This window comes from Enterococcus sp. AMC1251 (assembly GCF_058216535.1).
This window is the reverse complement of the sequence record NZ_CM177098.1, coordinates 2,214,304-2,228,079: the sequence shown is the minus strand read 5'-3', so window position 1 is coordinate 2,228,079 and position 13,776 is coordinate 2,214,304. Positions and strand designations below refer to the sequence as shown.

The 13,776-nt window shown below is 33.8% G+C and carries 8 protein-coding genes; 7 read left to right on the top strand and 1 reads right to left on the bottom strand.

The features are described from left to right. The first annotated feature begins 55 nt into the window (after window positions 1-55). The 4 genes from AC4BBR_RS10560 to AC4BBR_RS10545 all read left to right on the top strand — a co-directional run bounded on the left by AC4BBR_RS10560 (window position 56) and on the right by AC4BBR_RS10545 (window position 10,783). Window positions 56-7,516, top strand: a complete 7,461-nt coding sequence (locus AC4BBR_RS10560) for an amino acid adenylation domain-containing protein (protein WP_490459505.1) — start codon at window positions 56-58, stop codon at window positions 7,514-7,516. Between the two features lie 130 nt (window positions 7,517-7,646). Further along, window positions 7,647-9,290 (top strand): ABC transporter ATP-binding protein, encoded by a 1,644-nt coding sequence (locus tag AC4BBR_RS10555; protein ID WP_490459504.1) that lies wholly within the window; start codon window positions 7,647-7,649, stop codon window positions 9,288-9,290. Between the two features lie 157 nt (window positions 9,291-9,447). Beyond that, complete coding sequence (locus tag AC4BBR_RS10550; RefSeq protein WP_490459503.1) at window positions 9,448-10,032, top strand: hypothetical protein; 585 nt, start codon at window positions 9,448-9,450, stop codon at window positions 10,030-10,032. 70 nt (window positions 10,033-10,102) lie between these two features. After that, the gene (locus AC4BBR_RS10545) at window positions 10,103-10,783 is read left to right on the top strand and encodes a 4'-phosphopantetheinyl transferase family protein (protein WP_490459502.1); all 681 of its coding nucleotides are present in this window, start codon (window positions 10,103-10,105) and stop codon (window positions 10,781-10,783) included. A 107-nt stretch (window positions 10,784-10,890) separates the two neighbouring features. Here the strand turns inward: AC4BBR_RS10545 and AC4BBR_RS10540 are convergent, their stop codons facing one another. Further along, window positions 10,891-11,130, bottom strand: coding sequence for a hypothetical protein (locus AC4BBR_RS10540; RefSeq protein ID WP_490459501.1), 240 nt, complete (start codon window positions 11,128-11,130; stop codon window positions 10,891-10,893). Between the two features lie 659 nt (window positions 11,131-11,789). Between AC4BBR_RS10540 and AC4BBR_RS10535 the strand changes: the two genes are divergently transcribed. The 3 genes from AC4BBR_RS10535 (at window position 11,790) to AC4BBR_RS10525 (ending at window position 13,763) form a co-directional block, all read left to right on the top strand. Further along, window positions 11,790-11,933: a PRD domain-containing protein gene (locus AC4BBR_RS10535; protein WP_490459500.1), complete on the top strand. Its 144-nt coding sequence runs from the start codon at window positions 11,790-11,792 to the stop codon at window positions 11,931-11,933. 174 nt (window positions 11,934-12,107) lie between these two features. Then, on the top strand, window positions 12,108-12,965 hold the full coding sequence (locus tag AC4BBR_RS10530; RefSeq protein ID WP_490459499.1) for a MerR family transcriptional regulator: 858 nt from the start codon (window positions 12,108-12,110) through the stop codon (window positions 12,963-12,965). Between the two features lie 522 nt (window positions 12,966-13,487). After that, the gene (locus tag AC4BBR_RS10525) at window positions 13,488-13,763 is read left to right on the top strand and encodes a BMC domain-containing protein (RefSeq protein ID WP_069639910.1); all 276 of its coding nucleotides are present in this window, start codon (window positions 13,488-13,490) and stop codon (window positions 13,761-13,763) included. Window positions 13,764-13,776 lie beyond the last annotated feature (13 nt).

Here is a 13,776-nt window from a genome sequence, read left to right as displayed (position 1 = left end):
GAGCAAAATCATTTTTTGTTCTGGCATTGAACGAGCATACTTGAAGGGAAAAAAAATGAAAAATAATATTAGCGCAATGTATCCATTGACTCCAATTCAGCAGGGAATGCTTTTGCACTCTCAAATGAGTAAAGCAAACGATCAGTATACAGTTCAATTATATTTACCAGTTGTAGGAGAGATAAAAGAAGAAGTATTAGAAAGTGCTTTTCAACAGCTAGTTGATCGACATGATATCTTTCGAACGGTTTTCATGTATCAAAAAACCAAAGCACCTGTGCAGATTGTTCTCTCAAAAAGAAAAACGAAAATCACTGTAATTGATTTCTCAAAACGACAAAAAAATGATGAGGATATGAAAGTCTTTTGGGCTCAAGCCCAAAAATTTAATCTTGAAAAAGATTTACTTATTGAAGCGGTATTGTTTCAGTTTGAGGATCAGCAAGTCCTTTCGATTCGTTTCCATCACATTTTACTTGATGGGTGGAGTATGGGCATTGTACTTAGTGATTTTCAGAATTTATTAAACCAAAAAGAATGTGTGATTCAAGAACAAAACTTATTTTCTTTTGGTGAATACGTTGAAGCCATTCAACATTCAGAAAAAGAAACGGCATTGGCTTATTGGCGGAATTATTTAGAAAATTATGAAGCGAACTTTCAACTAATTGGTAATGTTGAAGAAGCTGAGGCATTTAAAAAGCATGCATTTACCTTGGAAAAAAATACATTTAAAAAAATGAATCATCACTTGAAAAAATATGGGATTAGCGTAAACACGGCATTACAAACTGCTTGGGGAATTGTATTGCAAAAATACACTTATAGTGATGACGTGATGTTTGGCAGTGTAGTCTCTGGAAGAAACTTAGCACTGGACAATATTGAGACAGGTGTAGGGTTGTATATCAATACAGTACCGACCAGAATTTCATGTAAGCAAAATGATTCCGTGAAGGATATTTTACTTAGAGGCCAAAAGCATGCAGATATTTCCTGCGAGTATGAATTTTGTAGTTTAGGTGATATTCAGCATGAAGCAGGTATCAAAGGAAATCTGTTTGACCATATTCTTGCTTTTGAAAACTATCCTTTTAGTGTTGAACAGGAGCAAGCTGATGCACCAATAGCATTTAAAGAGATCATTGGTGAAGAACAGAATAATTATAAATTGAACATCAAAGCAATGCTCCAAGAAGAATTATTCAGCGTTGAATTTACGTATTGTTCAGCTACATTTACGAAAATTGAAATTCAAAAGATGATGAATCATTTAACGAGAGTCTTTAACATAATGGCTAATGAAATCGATACCAAAATGGATGAACTGGATATTGTTAGTGAAGGTGAAAAGCAACAACTGCTTTATCATAATAATGGCTTAGAACATAAATTTAGTGAAGAGTCTCTAACAAGTTTTCTAGCGAACCGCTTGACATGCCAGCCTGAAAAAGTATTTTTAACGGATTCAGCTGTGTCTTATACCTATGATCAGGTTGACAAAGTGACAAATCAAGTTGCACGGATGATTTTAGATAAGGGACTAAGTGAAGGCGATATTGTTGGGATTTATATGGATAGAACTGTTGATACAGTATTGGCAATGCTAGGATTGTTAAAAGCTGGTGTAGCATTTTTACCATTGGACTTAACAGTACCAAAAGACCGTATTGAATTTATGTTGAAGGATTCTGGTGCAAAGTTATTGTTAACGGATAATGACATCACTGATTTGGCAATAGATGCAGCTATCATTTCTGACTTATCTGCTGAAATCGCTGATTATAGTGACGAGTTGCTAGTCGATAAAACTGCTAATTCAGATTTAGCGTATATTATCTATACATCAGGGACAACTGGGAATCCTAAGGGAACATTGATGGAACGAAGAGGATTGATCAATCTAATTTTAGATATGGAACTTCGGTATGAGCAAGATCATTTAGCGATCGTTTCAATTTCGTCGATTTCATTTGATATGTTTTTATATGAACTAACTTATTGTTTGGGACGACAAGGTGAGTTTGTGATGGCAAGTGAAGCACAACGGAAGGATATGGAACTACTATTTTGTCTATTAGAAGAAAAAAATATTCAAAGTATGATTACTACACCCTCTCGTATCAACTTAATGATTGAGCATCCGAAAGCAACAACAGTATTTAAGAAGTTTAAAACGCTGATTATTGGTGGAGAGAGCTTAAAACCGGAAGTGCTCGAAAAAGTGCAAAATGTCGTTGGTGGAGAAATTCAAAATGCATACGGTCCAACAGAAACAACTGTTATTTGTCTTGTGAAAGAAAATATGAAGCTCGGTGAAAGAATTACTATTGGAAAACCATTGCTGAATACTAAAGTACTTGTTTTAGATAAAAATCTGAATCTTGTTCCACCAGGTGCTGTCGGTGAACTATATGTTGTTTCCCCAGGAATCATGCGAGGATATCTAGACAATTCTCAGTTAACTAATTCTGTAAAGCGAACCTGCAAAGAAATTTCTGGACAGAAAATGTATAAAACTGGCGATTTTGTAAAATGGACAGCCGAAGGAGAAATAGAATTCATTGGACGAATTGACGGCCAACATAAGATTGGAGGCCAACGTATTGAAATTGGTGAAATTGAAAATAAAATGATAACACTAGAAGGTATCAACGATTCATTTGTTGCCATAATGGGGAATGCCCAGAACAATCTAAAACTAACCACTTTTTATACAGGTAGTGAGCAATCAAAAGAGACGTTACGAGAAAAAATGAAAGAGCTATTACCAGCTTATATGGTTCCTGATTTATTCATTTTCATGGAGGAACTTCCAACAACCTCAAACGGAAAAGTGAATAAGGCGGTTTTAGAAACAGTTTTTGAGAAAGCAAATACTGTTCAGATCAAAAGTGCTGAAAAAGAATTAACAGAAGTTCAGAAAAAAATAATGGCAATTTGGACAGATATCTTAGGAACTGAGCAGTTTTCGATCGATTCTGATTTTTATGAAAGTGGAGGAAATTCTCTATTGGCAATGTCCTTAGCTTCAAAACTGACTCTTGCATTTGATAAAGCCATTAAAGTAAGTGATGTTCTAAAAAATTTGTCGATAGTAGAACAAGAACGGCTCATTATTTGCTCATCACAAAAGATTGATATTCCAAAAAGAGAACCTGAAAGTAAGATGATACTATCTAGAGCAGAAAAAAGAATGTATGTAGTTGAACAGCAGAGTAAAGGCAGCAATGCTTATAATACATTTTTGGTTTTATCTGTAAAAGGTGGATTATCTATTGAAAAATTGAAAGTAGTTCTTGGTAAACTAGCAGCGAATCATGAATCCTTGAGCATTCAATTTGTGGAAGAGCACCAAGGGATCTTTAAACAACAAGTCAATAATAAAGAGATTTCTGTATTTCAACACAAAATGGATAATACAACATTCATAGAAAATAGTTCTAAACTAGTCAGCGGGTTTGACTTACTGGATGGACCATTATGGGAAGCTCATTTAGTGGAACTCGAAGACTGTGCTAAGGAACAGAGACTGTTATTCAGTTTCTCACATATTATTATGGATGGTTTTTCTATGGATATTTTTATTGAGGATTTCAAAAGATTAATGAGTGGAAAAGAACTTTCTAAAGATGCTCGAAGATATTCAGACTATGCATACTACGAAGAAGGGTTGGCTTACACAAAGGAACGAGACTTCTTTGTAGAGGAATTTAAAGAGTTTCCTGACACAGCACTGACAACTGATTTTTCTAGACCCAAAGAAGCACAATTCAATGGAAAAACAATTCCTAAGTTATTGGATTGTTCTTTAACTAATCAACTTGTTAAATGGTGTAAACAAGAAAAAATCACTGTAAATACATTTCTAATGGGGCTTTACCAATTAATGTTAATGAAATATGCGGACAAAACCGATTTTGTGATAGGAACTGTTACGGGCAATAGAGATATTTTAGATACAAAAGTCATGATTGGTATGTTTGCCAATACATTACCGATCAGAACGAAAATCCAAAATTCAGATAGCATCAGTAGCTATTTAAAAGCATTTCAAGATAAATATGAAGAAACCTTAAAGTATCAGCATTATCCGTTTGACTTGTTAGTAAATGAGCTCAATCAGACAGATAACGGGAAAAAAGAGTTGTTCCATCATGCTTTTATTTTTCAAGATGTTGCAAAAGACAACTGCAGCTTTAAAGCTGACAATGTTGCTTTTGAACCGTGCTTGGATTTTAAAACACCAGAAACGTCAAAATATGATCTTTCATTTGAAGTGCTGGATTATGATGGGCAAATCGAGATAATGGCAAATTATGATTCAGATCTATATGCTGAAAGTACTATTTCAACGATTCTTACTTCCTATGAAAATTTAATTGAACAAGCAATAACAGCTTCTGAGATCAAGTTGCGGGATGTCAACATTCTAACTTCTGCACAAAAACAGGAATTGTTGGATATAGGAACAGGAAACAAGCAATCATTTGGTAAAGATGATTTGCTAGTAAAAAAACTAAAACAGTTAGCTAGTGATTATCCAGAGAGAAACGCTATAAAATTCAAAAATAATAAGTTGACATTCAAGGAATTAGACGAAAGAAGTCAAGAGCTTGCTTTAAGACTAATTAATGAAGGGGTCAAACCTAATTCGGTAGTTGGAATTTATCTGGATCGAACGGAATCTTTTGTCATTGCGATGTTGGCAGTTTTAAAAGCTCGAGCTGCGTATTTACCGATTGATGTAGAATTACCAAAAGAGCGAGTAAGATATATGCTGGAAGATAGTGGTACTACGTTAGTTATTACAGATAAGGAAATTGAGTGGCCAGCTATCAATAATATGAATACTATAACGAATATTGGTATGAACGTATCAGAGCAGGAATACATGCTAACTGATAGAGCCTATATAACGTACACATCTGGCACAACAGGGAAGCCCAAAGGCGTGATTCTTACACACGAATCATTAACTAGCTTACTAGCAAATACGCACACTTATTTAAACCTGGGACTTGGGGACAGATTATTATCTATGGCTTCTGTTTCGTTTGATATGTTTTCTTCTGAACTCTGGATGGCATTATACAACGGAGCAAGTGTTGTTTTATTAGAAGATGAAAAGAGGTTCTCTACAGAGCAAACGGTTCAAACGATTGCTGATGAAAAAATAACTATGCTTATCACTACTCCATCAAGAATAGAAAATAGCTTTGATAGGATGGTTGAGCTAAATGCATTTGAAACACTGACGGATATTATTTTTGGCGGAGAAGCATTAGGCCAAGAGCTAGTTACTAAAATAAATCATATTAATGGAACAATTAACCTTTATAACGGCTATGGACCAACAGAAGCAACAATGTATTGCTCAATTGCAGCAGTTAAAAAGGGAAAAGAAGTTACCATTGGTCAGGCTATTCCAAATGCTGAAATTTATATGTTAGACTCAAACTTACAATTGGCTCCTCGTGGTTTTTCAGGAGAACTTTGTGTTGGAGGTCAAACACTTGCTGAAGGTTATATGAATTTGGAACAAGAAACTAAAGAAAAATTTGTTACATTGCCAAAGGTTGGTCGAGTGTATCGTACGGGTGATTTTGCGCGTTGGGATATTGAAGGAAATATTCAATTTCTTGGAAGAGTAGACAATCAAGTGAAAATCAATGGTTACAGAGTTGAAACATCCGAAATTGAAAAAGAATTAATCCATTTTACTAATCAAAATCCATGTAAAGTGATAGCAAATAAAATGGGTGATAAATGGGAAATTGTGGCATTTACAACAGCACCCAACAAGTTAGAACTGGTCAGAAAAGAACTATCGAATGTACTTCCGTATTATATGATACCGAAGCATATTCTTTCAGTCGCTGAACTGCCAACAACGATTAATGGAAAAGTAGATGAAAAGAAACTATTACAAATACTTGATAAGCAGAAACTTAAGATACAGGAACGCTCAGCGGAAACTCAGGCTGAGAAAGTAGTAGAATCAGTGATTCTAGCAAAAATTCCTCAGCTGAAGCAAGTAGATTTCAATAAACATTTCATGGATATTGGTGGAGACTCATTTAAAGCACTGGAAGTAATATCAGCGCTTAGAGAAAATGATTATACAATTAGTATCAATGAGTTTTTAAATCAAGCAGATATCGCTTCTATCGCAGCAAACTTGAAGACACTTGTCGAGCACGAAAAACAGGAAATTGCAGAAGAGCGGATTCTTTCTCCAATGCATCAAAAGGTCCTTGAACATAATTCGATTTCAGCAATCAATGGTTTTACTCAAACTGTTTTGTTGGAAAATGTAGAAACAATCAATAAACAAAAAATCGAAGATATTTTACAAAGCCTTCTTACTGAACATGCAATGTTGCGCAGTTACTACCCAATAAGAGAAGGAAAACGGGTCCATGCTTATGGAAATACTGAGCAAAGATTAGTTATTAATGAGCTGACTTATAAAAAAGTAACAGCAGAACAAGTTAGGTCAATCGCTGAAAAACAGGAACAGATGATTGATCTGGAAAAAAGCTTGTTCAGAGTAACATTGATTAATAGTTCAGATAATCAGACTAGTTATTGTGTTCTAACGTTGCATCACTTTTTACTAGATACTGTTTCTTGGATGATTCTTTTGGAAGAGTTGATAGGACTTTATAATGGTGAAAAAGAGTGTTTACAACCTTCGTCAAGTACTTTCCACGAATGGCTTGAAAAAAGTGTTGCTTATGCTGAAGGGAAAGAGTTCAATGAAGAAGCGGCGTACTGGGACAGCCTGCAACAACTTCCAGATACTAAGTTCACTCCAAATTATATCGGAGAGATGGCACTTTGTGAATTTACTTTATCGAATGAAGAAACAAAGCAACTACAAGAAATTATCAAACGTAGCCATATCAGTATGGATGCCTTCTTAGTTACAGGTTTTGGACACAGCTTGTTTCAGATGATACAAGAAGAAGAAGTTTTGATTGAACTGGAGTCTCACGGGAGAACTTTTGATTATGGTATTTTGGATCTGTCCCAAACAATTGGCTGGTTTACTTCACCTTATCCAGTAAAACTTAAAAAATCGGATTTGGAAAGTCAAGGAGCGATCAATGTAAATAGGGTGTTAAATGAGGTACCTAACAAAGGGCGCGGCTATTCTATAAAAAAATATCTGAATAATGAACATAACTACACAATGGAGCCGCGTTACGTATTCAATAATTTAGGTGAGGTACGTAGTTCAGTCGAAAAAACAGATGGCTTGTCTCTTTCAGCAATTGAATTTGGAAATATTCCGCCTAAAGAATTTTGTGTCAACTATGAAATATATTGTTATTCCAGAATAACAAACGGTCGAATCAATATCGGTGTTCAATATAATCAGCAAAAATATTCAGAACAAATGATTACAGAATTTTTGATTGATTTTGAACAGCAGTTGATAGCGAATATTGTGGAAAAAGGAATGAAAATGACCATTAATACTAAATCTATGAAGCAGCTTTCTATATAAAAAATGAGAGGCAGTAGGATCCATTTTAAGAGTTTTCTTAAGAAATCAGCTGCTTCTCTCAACAAGATTGTCTGCCTAAATAGAGTATATCTGGAGTGTAAGAAATGAAAAATGAAAAGAGGAGATTGTAGTGGAGAAAAAGAATAACTTGAAATTAAAAATATTGGCTACATTGTTTACAGCATTTTCAGCTGGTATGGCAGTACTTGTTGCCTTTTTGATGAAATTGATTTTGGATTGCGCAATGGATAAGGATATTCATGCATTGAAACGATCTATAGGCATTTCAATTATCTATATTTTAGCCTATTTTGTTATCAACTATCTAAAAGAAGTCGTGGTGTCTAAATATATTAAAGAATCAATTGAAAATCTGAGAAGTAAGGCTTATAGCGCAATCATGAATAAAAGCTACAAAAAATTCTATGATAAAAGTAGTGGAGAATATATTTCGATTTTGACAAATGATATGACAACGTTAGAAGAAAATTATTACAAATCCTATTTTTTGATTATTCAATCAGTTGTAACCTTTGTAATAGCTGTTGCCTCTCTTTTTATTATTAGTTGGCAATTTTCACTAGGTGTCATCATCATTTCAGCAGTTTTTCTAGGGATGTCTTCGTTTACAGGGATTGGACTAAACAAATTAAGAACAAATATTCAAACGAATATGTCAGAGTTTACAAGCAAAACGAAGGATCTAGTATCCGGCTATGAGGTGATTCGTTCATTCAACGCTCAAGAAAAAATGAAAAATGGATTCGATGAATCAAATAAAAATTTAGAATCCATAAAGTTAAAGTTCAATATTCGTCAAGGAATAACAAAAGTAGTCAATGAAAATTTAGTGATACTCATTGTATTTTCTATAATGATTTTAGGAAGCTGGTTTGTTATAAAAGGTGGATTAGTTATGGGCTCATTATTAGCTGTTATTCAGTTATTGAATAGCGTGATGAATCCAATTAATATTCTTTTGACGGCGGTTAATAATTCTAAGTCAACACAAGGGATTAGACAGCAACTGGATGAGCTGTTTGATTTAGCGCAAAGCAACGAAGAGACCCCCGTTGTAAAAACAGATTTCCAACAAGGCATTGCCTTTAAAGGTGTTGATTTCAGTTATGAAGAAGGGAATAACGTACTCAAAGATTTTGATTTTCACTTTGAAAAAGGGAAAAAATACGCGATTACTGGCAAGAGTGGCTGCGGTAAGTCTACGTTATTGAAATTGATTCAAAATTATTATGGAAACTATAACGGAAAAATTACAGTCGATAGCTTGGAGTATCAAAAAATAGAGGGCAATAGTTTCTTTGATTTAATCTCAACAACGCATCAAAATGTCTTTATATTTTCGGGAACCATTCGGGATAATATTACATTGTATAATACTTTTGACGATAAACAACTGAATTGGGCGGTCAAGAGCTCTGGGCTTTATTCTTTAATTGAGGAGCTTCCGTTGGGCTTAGATACACCGATCCAAGAAAATGGTCATTCATTATCCGGCGGAGAAAAACAAAGAATATCAATTGCTCGAGCATTGATCAGACAAGCGCCTATTCTGTTACTAGATGAATTTACCAGTGCGTTAGACAAAAATACTGCCGAATCTGTTGAAAAAGAAATCTTGGAGCTTGAAGACCAGACCTGCATTCACGTTACGCATAAACTGACAGACGCATCTACTAAATTATATGACGCAATATTGGTTATGAATGCCGGTAGACTTGAAAAAGTGATTCATCCAAATCTTGTTGTAGGGTAAACTAACAAGAGAATTTCTCTAAAAATAGAAAAAGAACGATTAGTTGAATGTTCATGAATTTTTACCACCGATTATAAGAACTAGCACTATTGATTCTGCATAAAATAGTCAGTAAAAATCATCTAATCGTTCGCATGGATAAAGGAGAACAAAAAGTATGATGGAATATGAAAAAAAACAGTCGAGCATTTCTCCTAGAAGATACTTTGCATATTACAAATTACCAATTATTTTAATGGTGATAACTGCATTGACCCAAATTATCCTTTCAGTTATTGGTTTGATTAGTTTGGGAAGCTTGTTGTTTTTTAGAGAGCGAGTAATTACAGGATTTGTACAGGAAGATTCACCAGCAAACCAAAAGATTCTAGAAGAAATTCATAGTTTAACACCACCTTTTATTATTAGTTCGATGTTTTTATTAAGTTGTGGATTAGTTTTATCTTTAATCCTTCTTAGACAAGCATGGAAATACAGACAGAAAAAAGTAGTATCAGTTCGGCCACTGTTATTTTTCATGTTGGTGCATCTGGCAGGAGTGTTTTCAGATGTCATACGAGAAAAGGAGGATCCGTTAGGGTTCTCGATTATAGGTGTGTTGTTGTTACTATGCATCATATCTGTTTATTTCATCAGTGCAGCTGTTCGTTCATTTGACGTTGAAGCTGCAAAGGAATATGAACTACAGATTGAGAGTGAAAAAGCAAACAACGGTCAATTGAAATTAATAAAAGAAGAATGAAAGCGATAAGAAAGCTTTATAAAAAAACAGTATTTAGTTTAGAAAAACAATAAGATAGCGAGGAGAGAGTATGCTATTTACAACTATAGTGGACATTCGAGAGGTTATCCATCCAGAAAAATGGACTAGCTTATTGAGCTATATCGATGAAGATAGACGAGCTAGAATCAATAGTTTACATTTCCCAATGGATAAAAAAAGATCACTCATTGGTGGACTTTTGATAAGAGCAATGTTGTTGGAACATTTTTCAATTGATGAATCAGAACTCTCGTTTAACAAAAATTTCTATGGTAAACCTTATTTAAAAGAATACGCCAATGTTTATTATAATTTATCCCATGCTGGAAACTATGTTTGTTGTTCTGTAAGCGATACTGAAGTTGGAATAGATGTTGAAAGAATGGATACTTCTATGAATTTGTCTGATTTTGCGCCTTTTTTTTCTAGCGATGAATGGACACAGATTCAAGAGCAACAGTCAAACGGACATGAAACATTTTTTTCACTATGGACATTGAAAGAAAGTTATGTAAAGAAAATAGGTGTTGGATTGAGCAAAGATTTTACTTCTTTTAGTTTTAAGTTAAAAGAACAGATAGAGTTGATAGATATGGGGAAGAAGCGTAATGATGAAAAATTCAGGTTACGAACAATCGATCAGAACTATAAGTTGGCGATTTGTTCCGAGCAGTGTCAGGAAAATGTAGAAACAGAGAAAACAATCAGTGAGCTTTTAAAAGTTTACTGATTGTTTGCTCTGTTTCTGTAAATAGATAGCTAAAATAAATCATTCAAAGCTAACATCTTCAAACTAGAGATAGCCAATTAGAAAGTCAACTAAAGAAACTTTACCAACTAGGCGTTTATTGCTATATTTTTCATATTGCTTTTTTCTTCAAACGTTGCTCGATTATATAAAATAGCATCCTTGATTAGACTTGCATAATCAGAAAAATAGTTAGTAATGATTGCCTGAGACATACTCAAGTAATCTTCAAACGTTTTTATTGATTTTATCGTTTCATCTAACACATCTCTAGGATCAAAAGCCAGTGACTCTGTTTCTAGAGAGGTGACGACTTCCTTGTTTTCCATACTGGAAGAAGAAGTAGATTCTTCAGTTGAACTTTTTTCATTTTGTGTTCCATCACAGTCGTGATTCGAATAACCGAAAAGATTTGATCACACTCTTCTTTTCTTAGGAAGCGCTTATTGTAATGCCCAGCAGTATCAAAATTGGCAACAACGAATTTTAGTTTTAGTCCGACAGAATCAAATTCATTGCTCTGGCTTCTGAATTTGATAAATTAAAGAGATTATTTTGCATTTATTAATAAAAGTTCCTATAGTATCATATTTGCTCATTGCATAAAATAAAGCGACACTACTAATAATGTCTAAAATAATTACAACAATGCAAAGAATTTTACAAACAAAATTTTTCAATTCCCATTTTCAAGATACAATTTTATCCCAAAATGATTATAGTGTGACTTTTTTTAGATAACTATGTCAATTTACGAAACGCATTCTTTAAAAAAAGTTTTAAGCTATGAATAAATAACAGGAATCACGAACGAACAAGTATTAAGGATTTCCATTTATTTAATTCATGCTCACTCAGATAATCATGAAGATCAAGATAGGTTGAAAAAAGCTAAATTAGTCGGTGCAATCGTGAATATGGTTCGTTATTCATTACACCAAGAAATCGATACAAATTCAGTACATTATATGCGTTATATCCCGAAGCGATGAAGATTGCTACAAAAGTAAAGCATTATATCGCTCAAACTTATGATACGCAAATACCAGAAAATGAAATTGTTTATTTAGGTGTTCATATTAATCGATGGATGCATCACTCTGTTTTAGATAATGATAAAAAAGATAGGTAGAATGGGTAAAAATGAAGAATTATACTTTTGCGTTAGTCAAAAAAAATGATAGCGTATCATAACATTCCGATTGTTATTTAAAATGAACTGAAATATAGATATCTTGGATATTTGCTTGACAATTGTGTAGAAATTCTCAATAATATAAGTGGCTGCGAGTAATGGAGATGTCTAATGAATAATATAAAAATATGCAAAAAGACTAATCAAATGTACTCAATTGGTGAAGTTGCGAAATTATGTAATGTTTCCCGCAAAACATTACGTTTTTATGAGCAATTAGGATTATTGAAACCAGATCATGTAAGTGTCGAAAATGGTTATCGGTATTACACCGAAGAAACAATGAACAGCATTCCTGTAATTAAATATTATAAACAGATGGGCTTTAAGTTACAGGAAATGAAAGGGGTTCAACAAACAGGAGACTACTTCTATCAAGAAAATATATTTTTAACGAAGTTAGAGGAATTAAAGCTTGAAGAAAAAAGGATCCGTAATAGTTATACTGCGGTTTCAGACTGGCTAGGTTTGATTCGAGAAGGCACATTAGCTAGTGAGAATTGCATACAAAATGTAAATGTCAAATATTTTGAGCAAGAAAATTATGTGTTTTTAGAGCAAGAGTTTCGCGACAACTATATGGATGCTGTAATCAATATTCCTTGGGTAAACTATTTAGAAGAACAGAATTGCGCAATCACTGGACCTGTCATTCTTCGATTTGAAGATTGTGAAGCAGGTGATTTCCAATGTTCAAAAATGATGATCATGCAAAAGCCGATCAGTACACCAAATCCGAAGATGCCAAAACGAATGATAGGCGGTCAAATGTTTCTGTCTAGTTACCACATAGGTGATTTGACTAACCTTGCTCAACAATATAAAAAGATGCAGTCTTGGGCAAAAGAAAACAACTATCGATGTAAAAACGAAGTTTATCAGCGTTATGTGATTGATTATTGGGCAACAATGAATGTTGATAACTTTGTTGTTGAGTTATTGATTCCAGCAGATAAAATTAGAGAATAGCAAGAAAGAGGAGCAAATGGTCATAGTTCTATTACTGACTATTTTTCCTTTTTTTGTGCATGAAATTCAAAAAGGTTCCCCTTTAGGGGAACCTTTTAGTTTGTTATTAAATTGTCTTTTTAACTCAATTTGAAAGCTTTTAATTCGTTTAGTATAGTTATTAAATAAAAAAAATCATTGAAATTCAATGTATTTAAAGAAAATCCGTAAAGGCGTTGATGATTCGCCATGTGAAAAAATGATCATGCTGTGTATCAGTTTACTGCTGTTATTAAACGAAAGAATTAGAATAAGAATAATTATCATACATGAATAAATAAATATTTTAGCACAAAGGACAAAGAGTATTCTTAATTAGGACTGCTAATTGAGAATAACCTTTGTATTAGTACAGGGAAATTCTGCGTTATACACAGAAAAGAAATTAAAAAAGTCATTGACTACGCCCTTAAGGACATCCAATATGATGGGGTTGTCAAAAAGAAAGCGTTTTTTAATTCAAAAATGAGAGGAAGAAAAAACATGAAACATGATGCATTAGGAATGGTAGAAACTAAAGGAATGATCGGCTCGATCGAAGCAGCAGATGCAATGGTAAAGGCTGCGAATGTTTCACTCATTGGTAAAGAGTTTGTTGGTGGAGGAATCGTAACCGTAATGGTCAGAGGTGATGTAGGTGCAGTAAAAGCTGCAACAGATGCAGGTGCAGCTGCGGCTGAACGTGTTGGAGAGTTATTATCTGTACACGTTATCCCACGTCCACATAGTGAAGTTGAAAATATTTTGCCAAATAGATAGTTGAAAATAACGA